General features: G+C 46.1%; 10 protein-coding genes. 4 read left to right on the top strand and 6 right to left on the bottom strand.

The window, feature by feature from the left end; all coding sequences use genetic code 11:
• Positions 1-12: 12 nt before the first annotated feature.
• Positions 13-600 carry a nucleotide exchange factor GrpE gene (locus tag ABR189_RS28020; protein ID WP_354663834.1) on the bottom strand — a complete coding sequence of 196 codons (588 nt, stop codon included), beginning with the start codon at positions 598-600 and terminating at the stop codon, positions 13-15.
• A gap of 283 nt (positions 601-883) precedes the next feature.
• Between ABR189_RS28020 and ABR189_RS28025 the strand changes: the two genes are divergently transcribed.
• On the top strand, positions 884-2,056 hold the full coding sequence (locus tag ABR189_RS28025; RefSeq protein ID WP_354663835.1) for a class I SAM-dependent rRNA methyltransferase: 1,173 nt from the start codon (positions 884-886) through the stop codon (positions 2,054-2,056).
• Between the two features lie 146 nt (positions 2,057-2,202).
• Here ABR189_RS28025 and ABR189_RS28030 read toward each other — a convergent pair whose 3' ends face one another.
• The 5 genes from ABR189_RS28030 to ABR189_RS28050 form a co-directional block, all read right to left on the bottom strand.
• Positions 2,203-2,511, bottom strand: coding sequence for a T9SS type A sorting domain-containing protein (locus ABR189_RS28030; RefSeq protein ID WP_354663836.1), 309 nt, complete (start codon positions 2,509-2,511; stop codon positions 2,203-2,205).
• Between the two features lie 215 nt (positions 2,512-2,726).
• A complete protein-coding gene (locus ABR189_RS28035; protein ID WP_354663837.1) occupies positions 2,727-3,191 on the bottom strand; it encodes a redoxin domain-containing protein in 465 nt (154 codons plus the stop codon).
• A 79-nt stretch (positions 3,192-3,270) separates the two neighbouring features.
• Positions 3,271-4,302, bottom strand: a complete 1,032-nt coding sequence (locus tag ABR189_RS28040) for a PorP/SprF family type IX secretion system membrane protein (protein WP_354663838.1) — start codon at positions 4,300-4,302, stop codon at positions 3,271-3,273.
• 18 nt (positions 4,303-4,320) lie between these two features.
• Positions 4,321-7,173, bottom strand: a complete 2,853-nt coding sequence (locus tag ABR189_RS28045) for a PKD domain-containing protein (protein ID WP_354663839.1) — start codon at positions 7,171-7,173, stop codon at positions 4,321-4,323.
• A gap of 275 nt (positions 7,174-7,448) precedes the next feature.
• Positions 7,449-12,356 carry a PKD domain-containing protein gene (locus ABR189_RS28050; RefSeq protein ID WP_354663840.1) on the bottom strand — a complete coding sequence of 1,636 codons (4,908 nt, stop codon included), beginning with the start codon at positions 12,354-12,356 and terminating at the stop codon, positions 7,449-7,451.
• 147 nt (positions 12,357-12,503) lie between these two features.
• On the opposite strand from ABR189_RS28050, the gene ABR189_RS28055 reads away from it, so the two are divergent.
• The 3 genes from ABR189_RS28055 to ABR189_RS28065 all read left to right on the top strand — a co-directional run bounded on the left by ABR189_RS28055 (position 12,504) and on the right by ABR189_RS28065 (position 16,529).
• Complete coding sequence (locus ABR189_RS28055) at positions 12,504-13,094, top strand: methyltransferase domain-containing protein (protein ID WP_354663841.1); 591 nt, start codon at positions 12,504-12,506, stop codon at positions 13,092-13,094.
• Positions 13,087-13,785 carry a rhodanese-like domain-containing protein gene (locus tag ABR189_RS28060; RefSeq protein WP_354663842.1) on the top strand — a complete coding sequence of 233 codons (699 nt, stop codon included), beginning with the start codon at positions 13,087-13,089 and terminating at the stop codon, positions 13,783-13,785. The genes ABR189_RS28055 and ABR189_RS28060 overlap by 8 nt, the downstream gene beginning before the upstream one ends.
• Positions 13,786-14,093: 308 nt before the next feature.
• Positions 14,094-16,529 carry a TonB-dependent siderophore receptor gene (locus tag ABR189_RS28065; protein ID WP_354663843.1) on the top strand — a complete coding sequence of 812 codons (2,436 nt, stop codon included), beginning with the start codon at positions 14,094-14,096 and terminating at the stop codon, positions 16,527-16,529.
• Positions 16,530-16,735 lie beyond the last annotated feature (206 nt).

The following is a 16,735-nucleotide window of genomic DNA, read 5'->3' on the forward strand; positions in this document are numbered from 1 at the left end:
GCCACATCGTCATTATTTGCCTACTACCACCCTTGCATGACGTATAATTTTGTCATTCAGGTAGTAACCACTTTGCAGTACATCCAGTACTTTGCCCTGCAAGTCTTCGGAAGGTGCAGGTATTTCGGTGATAGCGTCGTGAAGGTCAGCATCAAAAGTAGTATGTATACTTTCCATAGGTTTCAGGCCTTTGGCGTACAGGGAAGACTTTAATTTATTGAAAACCAATAATATACCTTCTTTTACTGCATTCAGGTCCGTTGCAGTGTCCATTTGTTGCGTGGCACGGTCACAATCATCCAGCACATCCAGTAAGGCAATCATTACCTCTTTATTGGCAGTTTGCATCAGTTCGATCCTTTCCCTGGCAGTACGCTTCTTGAAATTATCAAACTCAGCTACCAGACGGAGGTATTTATCCCGCATTTCACTCAGTTCCTGCTCTTTTTTCTCCAATACACTTTCTTCTGCCAGCTCATCATTCATATGCGAAGTTCCACTCATGTTTTCGTCTGTATTTAAATTGGGCATGCTTTGAACGTTTTCCTGATCACTGTTTTCCTGTCCGTTTGTCTGCATGTCTTTGTCTTTTTCTGTCATAATGGTAAATATTGTCTGCGTAAAACAAAGGAACAATTTCTTTGCCAAGCCCATACAGACGACAAAATGACACGATAAATAAGGGGTTAGCTATTAGCAGTTAGCTTTTAGCCAAAATGCAGCGTTTTAATGAGTTGTGTTGTAATGTGCAGGGTGTAATATTTATAAGTAACAAATCTGTTATCGCCCCTTTTAACCGGTGGTTTACCATTACAGGAGCTAACAGCTAAAAGCTAACTGCTAATAGCTATTTACTTACCTTTGCTGCCTCGAAATACAATCAATGACTAAAGTTTTTTTAAAGAAAAAAATCCAGAACAGGGTGTTGCAAGGACATCCCTGGATATTTGGGAATGAAGTGGGGGAGATACAGGGGCCTGTGGAAGCTGGTGATATAGTAGATGTATTTACCCACCAGGGCTTCTTTGTGGGCCGGGGGTACATTAATCCCCAGTCACAGATCCTTGTACGCCTGCTGACCCGTGATAAAAATGAAATAATTGATGCGGCATTCTTTCACCGCCGCTTACAGAAAGCCTGGGATTATCGCCGGAAGCTGGGATATGTGGAAAACTGCCGCCTGATATTTGGGGAAGCGGACGATATGCCGGCATTAATCATTGATAAATTCAATGATTACTTTGTATTACAAACCCTGGCGATGGGGATGGATAAGTGGAAGGGCGCTATTGTGGATGCTTTGCATAAAATATTCTCCCCTAAAGGCATTTATGAGCGGAATGATGTGCCTGTAAGGGAACTGGAAGGGCTGAGCCAGCAAAAAGGTTTTCTAAGCGATGCTTTTGATACCAATATCATCATCAATGAAAACGGGCTGCAATTCCATGTGGATATCGAAAATGGTCAGAAAACCGGCTATTTTCTCGATCAGCAGGACAATCGCCGGGAAATTGAACGTATTGTAAAAGGAGGAGATGTATTGGAAGCCTTTTGCTATACGGGGACCTTTTCCTGTCATGCAGGGTTTTATGGGGCTAAGAGCGTACTCGGACTGGATATCTCAGAACATGCGGTCAATACTGCCCGCCGCAATGCCCAGCTCAATAACCTGCAGGATATCTGCAAATTTGAAGCAAGGAACGCATTTGATGCACTGAAACAGTGGACTAAAGAGGAGCAGAAGTTTGATGTGGTGATCCTGGACCCACCGGCATTTACCAAAAGCAGGGAAAATATCTCCAAAGCAGTAACCGGCTATAAGGAAATCAACCTGCGTGGTATGAAGCTGCTGAAACCGGGTGGTTTCCTGGTAACGGCTTCCTGTACCAATCTGGTGCCTCCGGCACTGTTCCTGGAAACGATTGACCAGGCTGCCAGGGATGCTAAAAAGCGGTTAAGACAGGTTACTTTTCAAACACAGGCCAAAGATCATCCTATCCTGCGTAATATCGAAAATACTACTTACCTGAAGTTCCTGATTGTAGAAGTATCTTAAAAGGAAGGGAATAACAAAAAATAATAAAGAATATCTCACATCAGTAAAAGGTGTGGGATATTTTTTTACAGGCTGATAGCCAGGCAGTGGAGAGGAATAGAAGGAAGGGTAATGAAGCTGAAGAACAAGTGATAAAAATCTCCGGATTACTTTACTACATTGAATTTACCTGATTCTACCAGGTTGCCGCGCTGATCACGTAACTGGAAAATGTATACTCCGCTGTAATAGTTATCCAGGTCTAAAGCAGTCCTGTTATTCATGTTTTTTACCTGGTCTACTTTCTTTCCCAGAAAATTGTACACAATAAGATCATAAGAGCGGTCGTTATTATGTTGTTGAATCTGGAAATTGATAGTAGTAGATGCGGGGTTCGGATATAGTTTAACAATTTTGGCTGGCCCCTCCGTTCCAGGTTGAGGGGTAGTCGTTTGCGCCACGCCAATCAGCGACATGAAGCAAAGAATACATGTAAGAAAGAGGGTAGAGGTTTTCCACATAGTACTTAAAGATAAAAATTTATTCGAATATTTCCTATTTTTTTGTTAGCTGATTCAGCGTCTTTCAGACACCACTTCCTACGTAAAAATAACAAATGGCGGGCCAAATAGTTGTTCCCGCCATCTTTTTTACATAAATTTTAACGTTATTTAACGTTTTCCGGATAAGCCTAGTTCAGGCTGGCCAGGGTTTGGTGAACTGCTTCAAAATTGGGCAGGTCGCCAGCGCTTTCCAACACTTCTGCATATTGTACAACGCCGTCTTTGTCGATCACAAATGCCGCTCTCTTAGATACCCCTTTCAGATCCAGGGCAAATGTTTCATAAAAAGCGCCATATGCCTGGGAAGCTTCCTTGTTAAAATCAGATAACAGCGGGAAATTCAATTGCTGCTCTTCCTTGAATTTGCCAAGGGTAAATGGAGAGTCTACGGAAATACCCACTACAGCTGCATTGGTATTGTTAAACTGCGCCAGGCTGTCTCTTACACTGCAAAGTTCTTTGGTGCATACGCCGGTAAATGCCATCGGGAAAAACAGGATAACCAGGTTCTGCCCTTTAAAATCAGAAAGTGCTACTTTTTGCTTTTCCGTGTTGTATAATGAAAATTCCGGTGCTTTAGTTCCTGTTGTCATATTGCTGATATATTAAAAGTTAAAGCCTAAAGTTAATAAGTATTCAGCATTTCATATAGTACAGATCACAAAACTGCTATCAGAATCTCGGACAGTTCACGCTTTCCAGGGTAGAGTTCCTGCTGTTGAGGAAGCCTTTGAATACCACAGATACTTCAAATCCCCCAAAAGCCTGGCTGGCAGTACGCAGTTGCGAGATATTGGCATCATAGCTCATCCCGATTTCATACTTGTCCATGTCCAGTTTCATGGTAGGTATAATGGCGTCGTTCCATCTCAAAAATACCCCGCCATATATTCCCCGGGTGGATTCCAATCCCTGGCTTAGTAAGCCATATCCTACCAGGGCACCACCTACATACTCTGAATAAGACCCCTGGTGCAGCTGGTTATACTGGCCGATGATCTTTACATTTTCTGAAACAGGTACCGTAATACCGGCATTGAAAGTGATTTTAGGATCCAGCTCTATGCTTTTGTCTTTGTAAAAGGAAATCTTAGCCCTATTAAAATGGTAGAGGGCGGCGCCGACAAAGTAATTAATGTCTTCTCCGATTACACTGTTGAAACTGAGGCCTACGCCGGCATCCAGGTAAGTATATCCTTTCAGGGCCAGCCTTCCCTCTTCCCCGGTGGGGGCCGAAGGGTCAAAGCGCCCGTTGGTATATTGGTTGTTAAAGGTAAGATGGGTAGGGTCGAATTGCCGTTGTACCATGCCGCCCATAAAACCCAGTGACAGGAACATGGATTTATCTTCACTGAGTGATTTATGATAATTCACTGCCGGAAAGATCTGGGTAGCCTGCAGCCTGGAAGTACCTGCACGGTCATATGTTACCTGCAATCCCGTAGTGATAAAGTCGTTTCCCCTTCCTATCGGAAATTTTACTTCCCCGCTTAATGTACCGGTTTGATAAGGAATGGTAACACTGTTCCACTGATTGCGGTATACTGCCTGTATCCTGACATCTCCATTGAAGATGCCTATCAATGCAGGATTGCGGAGTATAGGAGTTTCATAGAACTGTGATAAGTGTATATCCTGAGCGGTCAGGGCAATGGTACATAACATACCCATCACCGTCAGTAATAGTTTACACAAGGTTTTCATGTTGGCCAGGTTAAAATTTTATCTAAGTAAAGTTACGTTTCCTTGCAATTGAAAAAATTCCTGTGTGTCACAAAATGCTTCCAGGAAATAAATATATACATCTGCAGGCTGCGCTACTCCTTTGTAGGTTCCATTCCAGCCGGCGCTGATATCATCAATGTTAAATTTTTCGCGCCGGAAAACTTCTTGTCCCCACCGGTTAAAAATACGAAAGGACTTGATAAAATTAATACCTTTTCCGCGTGGATAAAAAATATCATTTTGCCCGTCTCCATTAGGGCTGAAGGTATTAGGAATAAATATCACGTCATGATCACAGATCAGGTCTACTGCTACAACTGCACTCTGCGTACAACCCTCCTGATTGGTAGCTGTAACCGCATAGGAAATGGGCTTACGTACCGCTGCATTTACGGAAGGGCAGGTGGTGCAATCCAGGTAATCCGTGGGGGACCAGTCCCATTTGATGACATCTGTACTGGAAGTAGCGTTTAATTTCACGGTACTACCTACAGTGATCAGCTGGCTTGGGCCGGCACTTACTGTGGGGCGCGCTTTTACGCCTACTTTTACCTGCAGGCTCTGAGAAGGGCATCCCGGGTCATTGGAGCCGGTTACCGTATACACTATTTCCTCAGTAGGGGTAGTTACAGGATCTGCGATGAGATTATTAGTAAGATAGTTTACAGGCGTCCAGCTATAGTTTTTGGCGCCTGCGGCGCTTAATTTTACGGAAGACCCTATACATACAGCCGTATCAGGTCTTACAGAGAGCTGTACTTTAGGAACCACCTTTACATCTATAGAATCAATTACAGTACATCCATATGCGTTAGTTGACCGTACTTTATAACGTGTGTCGGTAACGGGCCATACCTGTGGCGATATACAATCATTGCAACTGATATCGCTGGCAGGCAGCCAATGTACCGCTGCATCTGAAATAGCATCTAATGTAGTACGGTTTCCTTCGCAGATCATCGCATCCCGGGCTGCAGCATGCACAAAAGGGGTAGGGTTGATAGTAATCGCTTTCGTAATGGAATCCACACAATTACGGGCATCTGTAACAATAAGTTTTACCTGATAATCTCCGCTGGAGGAATAACTGGCCGGCACCGGCACCTGCAGGGAGGAGGCAGTGCCATTTCCCAATTGCCATTCCCAGTTAGTAAATGGAATATTGGGGGATGTCTGAGAAATGTTGCTGAAGGTAACAGGCTGATTGGCACAGGTACTGCTGGCCAGCGAAAAATCAGCCCGTGGAGCTATTACTTCTACCGCAGCGGGCTTGTGGATAACATCCGTACAATAGGCGGCATCTTTATACCGGATTTCCAGCTGGTCACTGAATATACCGGTGGTTTCCCATCTTTTGGGAAGGTCTGGCTGCGTGGTATGTACTACCGTCCCATCACCAAATGTCCAGATGTATTCATCTACCAATACAGCGGGTATATTCAGTACCTTATAGGTAATCTCAGTACCCCGGCAAATCGTTCTTACCCCATTGTCGAACGCTGCGGTGAAAGCATACAGGGTATGCAAAGCAGTGCTGTTGCAGCTGGTGCCATTTTCCCTGATCGTAAGTCTTACGGTATACTCTCCTGGTTGGGTATAGGTATGTATAGCATCCTGGGTACTTACCAATGGGCTTTCATCTCCAAAATCCCATTCGTAGGTGGTATTGGCAGTCATGCTTTTGGAAGTATTGGTAAAGGTGAACTGGTTTTTGTTATCACAGGAACGCGTAAAGGAAAATCTGGCTACCGGGCCATTTACTTCTACTGCTACAGGAGCACTGCTCGTATAACAACCATTATTCCCTGCCTGCATATTAACGGTAAGTATCCCATTGTCGATGAAGGTATGGCGGATATCATTTTCTACTCCTTCTGCAGTGGTGCCGTCTCCGAAATCCCAGCGATAGGTATCTGCATCAACGGCATTGGCCAGCAGGCGTACCGGCTCACCGGCACAGGTAATAAGAGGAGAAGCCGTAAAGCTCACCTGTGTTGGCGGCTTGCCCGTCCTTACCTGTGCGGGAAAGGTGCGGGTCACCATACATCCTTGTTGGGTGGTAGCAGTAAGGGTAATATCATAGGTGCCGGTATTGGGATACAGGTGTGTAGCCACAGGTACCGTGGTAGTAAGGGTATTATTATCTCCAAAATCCCAGGCATAACTACTCACCGGATCATTGATCAGGTTGCCGGAGGTGGCATTCAGCGTAGTATTCAGCGGTGCACAACCGGCGATGGGAGTGCTGATATCCACTTCCGGAAATGCAATGCGGATCATCTCTTTTTTAGTAAGCGATTGCGTACACCCATCACTGTTTGTAACATGAAGTGTTACATCAAAAATGCCTTCCCGGGTATAACTATGCGGCACTGTTGCAGCAGTGGTCGTAACAGGGGCTGTACCATCTCCAAAATCCCAGGTACGGGAAACGGCGCCCACAGTGGCATCCGTGAATACCGGATTATAAGGCTTACAATGACTGGTCATATTAGCTGAAAAGGTTACTGCAGGTGAATTGCCTACTATCACTTCTTTCCATACGGTGCTGGTACCATTTTCATATTGCGCTACCAGGGTTACCCGGAAGGTACCGCTGGTAGTATAGGTAATTTGCGGAGCAGCGGTATGCGATGTCCTGCCATCTCCAAAATCCCAGGTATAACCTACCGGATTGCCGGTACTGGTATTCTGAAACGTGAGTGTAACAGGGGCACATTGGGAGGCAGGTACTGCAGTATAAGTAAAAACCGCTTGCTGGGCTTTTACAATGGCGCTTTGTAATAGCCCCATGGCCAATAGCAGGCAAGGCGGTAACGCCCGTAAACACATTGCCGGAGAGTTTTTCATAGGTATTACTGGATATGAAGCACAAATTACGAAAAAAAAGCATGTAAAATAGCTGTTAGCAGTTAGCCTTTAGCTTTTAGCTTCGAAAGGTGAGGCTGCGTGGGATATTTTAAAGCTTCGAGCGATGAGTCATGAGCTTCGAGCCACTATGTAAATTGAAACCATCCGCTACTAGCTTCGCTCAAAAAGCTCGAGGCTAGCAGCTCATAGCTCACAGCTCTTCTCCCTTTTCGGTGGCTTGCCTGCTAAAAGCTACTAGCTAACAGCTAAAAGCTCTACTTCAGTAACGTCACATTGCCCCGTAATACAAACGATTCATTGGTATCACATACCAGTTCGGCATAGTATACAAATACATCCGGATTGAGCAGCGTGCCTTTGAAGCGGCCATCCCATCCAAAAGAAGGATCTTCGATATTAAAGTTTCCCTTTTCAAAAACCAGTTGTCCCCAACGGTTATAGATGCGGAATACATTTACACGCTGAATGCCTTTACCACGGATATAGAAAATATCGTTTTGCCCGTCATTATTAGGGGTAAAGGTATTAGGTAAAAAAGCGGCGCCGGACTGGCAAACCATTTTAATGTTGATCTCATCCATACTGAAACAGCCGTATTGGTTAGTCGCAGTGACATGATAGGTGACAGACGTTTTAGGGGTAACGACCGGCGTCAAACAATCCGTGCAACTGAGCCCTGTTTGCGGCAGCCATTCCAGTTTGGTAATATCCGGACTGCCTTGCGCGGGTATACGTATTTCTGAACCTACGGGTGCCATAATATCCGGTCCGGCATTAATTACGGGGCTGGGGTTCACGGTTACGGTTACGAGAGCAGTATCCGTAAAACATTTGTCGGTACCATAACCCACTACCTGGTAGGTAGTAGTGGAAACGGGGCTGGCCACAGGATTGGCAACATCGGGTTTGTCAAGGCCCGTAGCCGGTATCCACAGGTAGCTGGTAGCTCCGCTGGCACTGAGCCGGGCATTCCTGCCTTCACAGATAGTAGCACCTGTAGCCGTTGTCTGGTGTGGCTGGGATACCTGTATATGCACTTCATCTTCGCGCTTGCAGCCAAACTGGCTTTCTGCCAGCACACGGTATACGGTGTCTGTCAGCGGGTTTACTTTGGGAGACACACTGTGGATATCCGAAATATTGTAGTCGGTCCAGGTAACGGTTGTACCCGCGGCAGTGTTGGCCTGCAGTTGCAGCGTTTCTCCCCGGCATATTGTTGTAAGTTTCGGGCTGGCATTAAGTGTTGGGAAAGGATGCACCATAATGGTGGCATCTGCCACTGAAGGACAGTTGCCACTGGCATTCCGTATTTCCAGATGTACAGGTGTATTGCCAGGCTGATCAAAAGCAAAGCTGGGTGGTACTTCCACCGGATAGGTTTTATCAGTGCCTACCGTCCACATCCATTTGGTATCAGGCAGGTTTTTATCATCCTTACCGGTCAGCTGTACACTTGCGCCTTCACAAAGCGGAGATACAGGCATGATCCGGGCCAAAGGTTTTGGCTCAATGAGAACCGGCAGGGTTGTTTCATTCGTACAGCCATAACTGCTGGTAGTAATCAGCTTTGCCTGGAAAGTATTCACCTCATCGTAGGTAAAGCTGGGATTGGGCGAAGTGCTCACATCATCATTTCTGCCGGGAATACCAAAATCCCAGGCATAGGTCATAGGCAGTCCCAGCTGGTCCTGCGTAAGGCTTTTGCTGTTATCTTTGAAATTGACTACACCACCATCGCAGGCCTGGGAGGCATCTACGGTAAATGCTGCCGTTACCTTGTCGGCAATGATTTTATCATCACCTAATGCTGCCACCCGGCAGCCATCAGCATCTTCCAGGATCAGCCTGGGATAAAAGATACCTGGTTTCGTATAGGTATGTGCAGGAGCGATAGGTGTGCTGGTGGTTTCAAATGGTTCCCCATCTCCAAAATCCCAGATGTATTTTACTGCATCCGTTACGCCTTGTGATTGCAGCACACCCGCCATGGGTACACAGCCGGTAGCAGGGCCGGCAGTAATGCGTCCATCAGGGCCTTTGATAGTAATGGCAGTGGGCTGGCTGGTGCTTTTACAACCGCCCAAACCGGTTACTTCCAGTACTACATTGTACGTGCCCGGCCGGATATAATTATGGGAAGCGTCTACGTCTGTACTGCTGCTGCCATCGCCCAGGTCCCACAATACTTTATCATAACCGGTAGAGGTGTTCGTAAACTTCAGATTTACCGGCGGACAGGATTCTCCGGGGGTAGGGGCGGTAAAAGCGGCTTTAGGATCAGGTACTTTAATGTATCCCGCCATTTTGCTCACCGCTTTACAGCCTACCGGATTGGTAACCGTCAGTTGCACATCATAAGTGCCTGGCTGCGTATATTGCTTTTGTGGCTCGGCCTGGCTGCTGGTGGTGCCATCGCCAAAATCCCAGGCATAGGTAAGTGGTGCCGTAACGGAGAAATTGGAAAAAGTATAGCTGGTATTTAAACAAAAGACATCCGTGGGGGCACCGAAAGCCGCTTTTACCACCGCAATGGGAACATTACGTTTGATGGTAGACGCACAACCATTGGCATCCTGTACCGTAAGTGCTACGGGAAATACTTTCATGTCATTAAAAGCGTGTACCAGGCTGGGGGTTGGTGTGGTGAAGGTTACGGGAGAGGTACCATCTCCAAAATTCCATACCCAGGAGGTAATACTGGTACCGCTGCTGGCGGTTGACTGATCCTTAAAGGTGATTTCATCGCCCTCACAGTTGCGGCCTTCAAATGCAAAGGCTGCCTTTACGCCATGTACATCGATACTGACCGTTGGTGAGCTGATCCAGCACAAATTCTTATCCTGCACTTCCAGTGCTGCGGCATAAGTGCCTGCCTGTGTATAGATATGTGACCAGCGGACATCCGGATTGGATTTATCCGGAACAATATAATCTGTTACACCATCTCCCCAGTTAATACGGTATACCCTCAGATTGTTATAGTTGCCCGGCACAATGGAAGCTTTTACCGTATTGCCCATACAGGCTTTATCCTGATCCAGTTTGAGTACAGGCTTTTCATCTATCACCAGTACTTCTGCACCACGTACAGAGGTACAACTGCCATTATCGATGGTTAAGGTTACATTGTACAATCCGGGAGCGGCAAAAGTATGTGAAGGGCTTGGAAGATCGGAGGTGGTGCCATCCCCAAAATCCCAGTGCCACTTCTTGGTAGCAGAGGCTCCAAAATCAGAGCGGTCGTTAAATTGCCGGATATACCGGTCCACGCATATGTTGCCGGTAATCGTAAATGCTGCCCGGGGAGGTAAGATCTCTATCATGGCATTTTTACGCTCACTTCTCACACAGCCATAATTGTCTACCGTAAGTATAACATCATGTACGCCCAGTCTGTCAAAAGTATGAGAGGGGTTTTCATCCGTTTCCGTAGCATTGTTATCCTGCGGAAAATCCCAGGTCCAGGAAGTACCTGGAGGGGTAGATTTATTGGTGAATTTTACCGGCACACTTCTGCAATCCTTCAGTGGGGTGGCGCTGAAATCAACCACCGGAATTTTACCGGCGCTTACGGTAGTGGTGGCGGTACGCTTACAACCGCTGGTGGTAGTGATTTCCAGGGTAACGGTAAAATTACCTTCTTTGGTATATTGGTGTTTAGGCTGTTGTACATTGGCAGTAGTACCATCTCCCAGATTCCAGGCATAGGAGGCCACTGCTTCACTGGCAGTAACTACGGGGGTAAAGGTGACGTCGTAGGGAATACAGCCGCCGCTGCCGCTGGTTTGTATGGTTACTTCAGGCGTATGTACCTGTATATATTTTCTGCGGGTAATAGAATCGGCACATCCGGTAGCAGTGGCTGCCCAGAGCTTTACATCAAAATCACCTTCCTGGGTGTAGGTCTTGGCCGGATGTTGTGCTGTACCGGAAGTACCATCTCCGAAAGCCCATCTCCAGGCAACAGTATTAGGGGCATTACTGGTAAAGGTAGTTTTGAATGGTGTGCTGCACCCTGCGGGAGGGGTAGCGCTGAAATCTACTTTTGGTAATTCATTTACAACGATTGTTTTGGTAGTGGATGCCTGACAGCCATCACCACTGGAAGTAAGCTTGACGGTATAGGTGCCGGCAAGCGGGAATGTTTTAACAGCAACCGCATTGGTAGCTGTCGTGCCATCGGGAAATTCCCATAAAGTTTGCTGGGCATTGGGAGTAGAGGTATTGGTAAAAGTAAGCTCCCTGCCGGCACAGGCCACCGGTGTTACCGAAAAGTCGGCCTGCATTTTCTGTTGTATCTCGATGAATGCCTTTTCGCTTACCGTATGCGAACAGCCGTCTGAAGTGGTAGCGGTCAGACTTACCGTAAATGATCCTTCTGCAGTATAAGTATGGGAAGGATTTACTTCCGTACTGGTTTTACCGTCTCCGAAATCCCACGTATAATTTAATGCAGCATTGCTGTTGCTGGTAGTGGTGTTGGTGAAATTTACCGTAAGTGGCGTCTGACAACTACCCCTGACATCACTTTTAAAACTGGCTACCGGGGCCTCTTGCGTGGTAATTATGGTAGATTGGCTGCTACCGCTTTTACACCCATAACTATTTGTGACGATGCTGCTTACACTAAAACTTCCCCCACGGGTGTAAGTGTGTGTAGCGTTGGCGCCTTCTGCGGAGGTACCATCTGCAAAGTCCCATATGATCTTACTGATGGTGCCATCACCGGCGGCCGACTGATCGGTAAAGTCTATCGCCAATGGCGTACAGCCTTTTATGGCAGAGGTGGTGAATTTTACATCTGGTTTTTTATATACTACCAGTTGATGTGTAGTAGAGATAGCGGATTTACCTGGATATTTTACGGTGAGCGTAATATCGTAGGTGCCGGGTAAATCAAAGATCCTGGCAGGATTCCATGCGGTAGAGGTGCCTGCACTGCCCAGCGTCCATGTAAAGCTTTCCGGTTGTAAGGACGGATCGGAGGCACTATTGGTACTCAGGTTCCTGAATTGTACTGGAAAAGGGGCACAATCCCCCCATTTATCGGTGGTAAAGTCTACTGTTTGAGCGATGCTCTGTAAATGGGCGGATACAAATACTATGATACATAGCAGTATACGCTTAAAGTTTCCCAAAGGACATAGCTGGCGGTCTCTCATCGTATGGTTTGGCCTTTTCAGGCAGTTGGATAGGTTCGTCTTACTAAAGGCTAAAGTTAATATTTTAAAATATTGAAAGCATTATTATATCGTAAACTTTTCAAGAGTAAATTTACCCAAGCGCAATAATGGCCAAAAATTACCTATATGAACGCAGATTATTGGAATACCAGGTATATAAATGGAGAAACGGGATGGGACATGGGCACGGTGTCGCCTCCGCTCAAAGCCTATATCGACCAGTTGGAAAACAAGGCGTTACGTATCCTGGTGCCCGGTGGAGGCAATAGTTATGAGGCTGCCTACTTATGGGAGCAGGGCTTTCGGCATGTAACTGTACTGGATATTGCTACCGTGGTAGTAGATCAGTTGCGGCAAAGATTTGCCGGAACCGGTATCCAGCTTGTGGCGCAGGACTTTTTCCTGCATGAGGCCAAATATGACCTGATATTGGAACAAACCTTCTTCTGTGCACTGGATCCTGCACTTAGAACGCAGTATGTACAGCATATGTATGATTTGCTGGATCAAGGCGGACACCTTGCCGGCGTGCTTTTTAACAGAGAATTTGCACATTCCGGCCCGCCTTTTGGTGGTGATATGGAAGCATACAGGGCACTGTTCGGGCCATTTTTTCATTTTAATACTTTTGCACCCTGTTATAATTCACATCCTGCCCGGCAGGGGAGTGAAGTGTTTATTAACTTTACAAGATTAAATCAGCATAACCATGAATAAATTTTTGAGACCTGCTGTGGTGGTATTGGCTTTGTTATTTGCCTGGATGTCAGGTCAGGCACAACAGACGGTGGATGTAGCTGCTTTTGAAGAAGGCATGCAACAGCCCGGGGTACAGATTTTTGATGTGAGAACCGCCGGAGAATTTAATACAGGACACCTGCATAACGCTTTACAGGCTGATTATACTAAAAAAGAGGAGTTCAATGAGCGGGTAAAGTACCTGGATAAAGAGAAACCCGTATATGTATATTGTCTGAGTGGGGGACGCAGTAATGCTGCGGCGGCCTGGATGAGGGATAACGGATTTAAGGAAGTGGTGGAAATGCAGGGAGGGATCAATGCCTGGAAAAAAGCAGGAAAGGCATTGGATGGTGTAAAAGCAGCACCCCAAATGACGGTTAATACTTTCTGGCAGGCAGTAAAAGCAGATAAGCTGGTATTGGTTGATGTAGGGGCCGAGTGGTGTCCTCCCTGCCGGAAAATGGAACCGGTACTGCAACAGTTTTTGCAGACCAATAAAACAGTACAACTGGTGAAAGTAGATGGTGGCCGGGACCAGGAGGTCATGAAAGCCATAGATGCCATCGCACCTCCTACTTTCATTTTCTATAAAAATGGAAAGGAAGTATGGCGCAAAACCGGTATCGTGGATATCAGTGAACTGAATAAACTGGCTGCGAGCCGCTAGCTTCCAGCTGTGAGCTGATAGCTTTTAACAGTTAACTACTACTAAAGGCTATCAGTTTTTTTAGGGCATCACTCCCCTCAACACTCCCTCCTGTATCTTTCTCCCTAAAAGGCTTCACCTGGCCATGAGCAATTATTTTTCCCGATTGCGTAAATAGATTTCCCTAATCGACATGCGTGTGTTCTACGCGCTTGCCAACTTTGCATCCGGATTTGCAATTCCGTGTAAAAAGACCGGGCATTACTATGCCCGGATAATACCGGTTGCAGACAAACATTACTCATCAGCCATCTCCTAAAAATATAAGGATGAAAGTTATTTCGCAAATTATACTCCTGCTCTTTCTCATTGCTGCAGGGGTACAGGCACAAAGTATTACGGGAACAATTAAAGGCACGATCACTACAAATGATGGCCAGCCTGCGGCTTATGTAAGTGTGCAGGTAAAAGGTAAAAACAGGGGTGTTGTTACGGACAACAAAGGAGAATTTATATTCCGCAAAATGCAACCCGGCCATTATAGTATACAGGTATCCCTGATCGGGTATGAATCCAATGAGCAGGAGGTAGTAGTGCAGGGCGGGCAAACGGCTACCGTTACCCTCCAGTTAAAGCTTTCTGATACACAGTTGAATGAAGTCACCGTAAAAGCTATTCAAAACAAGCTGGGTCGGAAAGAAAGTGACTACATTGCCCGTTTGCCTATCAAAAATATAGAGAACCCACAGGTGTATAATGTGGTGGGCAAAGAGTTGATGAAAGAGCAGGGGGTACTGAGTTTTGATGATGCGGTTAAAAATGCGCCGGGGGTTAACAGGCTGTGGTCTTCTACAGGCCGTCCGGAAGATGGGGCCGGTTATTTCTCTATGCGCGGTTTTGCCGTACAGCCTACTATGATCAATGGTATTGCCGGACTTACCAACGGCGGTATTGACCCGGCCAATATAGAGCGGATCGAAACCATCAAAGGGCCTTCCGGTACCCTGTTTGGCAGCAGCCTCGTGTCTTTTGGCGGGCTGATGAATATCGTGACCAAAAAACCATATGAAACCTTTGGTGGAGAAGTGGGATATACAGCGGGTGGTTTTGGACTGAGCCGCATTACAGCGGATGTGAATACACCGCTTACTACAGATAAATCGGTATTGCTGCGGATGAATGGGGCATATCATTACGAAAAGAGTTTCCAGGATGCAGGATTTAAAAAATCTGTTTTCCTGGCACCGAGCCTGTCTTATAAGGCGAATGACCGGCTCTCTTTCCTGGTAAACACCGAGTTTTACTCCGCAGAAAGTACTAACGCACTGATGGTTTTCCTCAATCGTGGCCGCCAGCTGATTGCCAGAACACCGGATGAACTGGGCATAGATTTTAAACGTTCTTTTACAGACAACAGTATCTCCTACAAAACACCTGTTGTGAATATATATGGTCAGATGAACTATAAATTATCTGATAAATGGACCTCTCAAACCAGCTTGTCCAGAAGTACCAGCAAAAGCAATGGGTATTATTCCTATGTAATGTTCCTGGATGGTGGTCCTGATGGAACTAAACCACCTGCCAATGATACGTTGATCAGCCGCTATGCTTATCATCAGAACTCTACTTCTTTGACTACAGATATACAGCAGAATTTTATTGGTGATTTTAAAATCGGCAAGATGCGTAACCGGCTGGTAGCTGGGTTAGATTTCCTCCGCATGGAAGTAGATAACGATTTCTCCCCCTACCTGCTTTTTGATTATGTAAATGTGGTCAATAAAAAGGATCCCCGTTACTCACAGCTGAACCGTCAGGCGGTAGATGCCAGGATAGCAGCAGCTACTTCCGGGTTTACAAAAAATACCAGTACCAGGAATACATACAGTGCCTATGTATCTGATGTACTGAACATTACGGATGCATTGATTGCTATGTTAAGCGTGCGGGTGGATTATTTTGATAATAAAGGTACGGTGGATCATACAGATGCCAGCCGCTCAGGTGATTTCAGCCAAACTACCGTATCTCCTAAATTTGGATTGGTATACCAGGTGGTGAAAAATAAGGTGAGCATATTCGCCAACTATATGAATGGTTTCCAGAATGTGCCTCCTGTAACACAGCCACTGGGTATCGACGGCAACTTCAAACCTCAGCAGGCTAACCAGTTCGAGGGTGGTATCAAGTTGGACGCACTGAACCATTTGCTCAACTTCACCGCCAGCTACTATAATATCCTGGTAGATAATATGACCCGTGGGGCCTCTATTGAAAAAGACGGGGTGACCTATAACTATACGATACAGGACGGCTCCCAGCGCAGTAAAGGAATAGAGCTGGACCTGGCAGCCAACCCTGTTCAGGGACTGAATATTGTGGCCGGATATGGTTATAACGACAGCAAAATGGAAAAGGCGGATAAAAATGTAGATGGCAGAAGACCAACCAGTGCAGGACCGGAACACCTGGCTAACCTGTGGATCAGCTATACCACCAGCGGTGGAAAACTGGAGGGTTTGGGAGCCGGGTTGGGTGGTAACTATGCCAGCAGCAATATCATTACCAATGATCTTAATACTGGCATCTTTACATTGCCTGCCTATACCATCCTGAATGGTACCATTTTTTACAACGTAAAAAAATACCGCCTGGCCGTGAAAGTGGATAACCTGACCAATAAAGCGTATTATGGTGGATGGACCACCGTAGAAAGACAAATGCCAAGACGTGTATCCGCCAGCGTTGCCTTTAAATTTTAAGCAGGGATTTATTACTGTTCGATAACCGGAAAGGGGTAATTCAAAGTATTTCACTTGAATTGCCCCTTTGTTATAGTATGGATACTGGTCGATGTATCCTGCTGTGGTATTGTGTATCTGCCCATTGCTACTTTTTCCTCATTGCGTAAATCATATTCCTGATTACGGAAATCACATAGCTGTTTCATTTATATTTTGTGCCTGCA

The organism is Chitinophaga sp. H8 (genome assembly GCF_040567655.1).
GTDB classification, from domain to species: Bacteria; Bacteroidota; Bacteroidia; order Chitinophagales; family Chitinophagaceae; genus Chitinophaga; species Chitinophaga defluvii.

What these genes read in the sequence shown, in the direction of transcription:
- ABR189_RS28035 (WP_354663837.1), bottom strand. Translation starts at nt 3,191, where the DNA reads ATGACAACAGGAACTAAAGCACCGGAATTTTCATTATACAACACGGAA.
- ABR189_RS28025 (WP_354663835.1), top strand. Translation starts at nt 884, where the DNA reads ATGACTAAAGTTTTTTTAAAGAAAAAAATCCAGAACAGGGTGTTGCAA.
- ABR189_RS28045 (WP_354663839.1), bottom strand. Translation starts at nt 7,173, where the DNA reads ATGAAAAACTCTCCGGCAATGTGTTTACGGGCGTTACCGCCTTGCCTG.
- ABR189_RS28040 (WP_354663838.1), bottom strand. Translation starts at nt 4,302, where the DNA reads ATGAAAACCTTGTGTAAACTATTACTGACGGTGATGGGTATGTTATGT.
- ABR189_RS28020 (WP_354663834.1), bottom strand. Translation starts at nt 600, where the DNA reads ATGACAGAAAAAGACAAAGACATGCAGACAAACGGACAGGAAAACAGT.
- ABR189_RS28060 (WP_354663842.1), top strand. Translation starts at nt 13,087, where the DNA reads ATGAATAAATTTTTGAGACCTGCTGTGGTGGTATTGGCTTTGTTATTT.
- ABR189_RS28030 (WP_354663836.1), bottom strand. Translation starts at nt 2,511, where the DNA reads ATGTCGCTGATTGGCGTGGCGCAAACGACTACCCCTCAACCTGGAACG.
- ABR189_RS28055 (WP_354663841.1), top strand. Translation starts at nt 12,504, where the DNA reads ATGAACGCAGATTATTGGAATACCAGGTATATAAATGGAGAAACGGGA.
- ABR189_RS28050 (WP_354663840.1), bottom strand. Translation starts at nt 12,356, where the DNA reads ATGAGAGACCGCCAGCTATGTCCTTTGGGAAACTTTAAGCGTATACTG.
- ABR189_RS28065 (WP_354663843.1), top strand. Translation starts at nt 14,094, where the DNA reads ATGAAAGTTATTTCGCAAATTATACTCCTGCTCTTTCTCATTGCTGCA.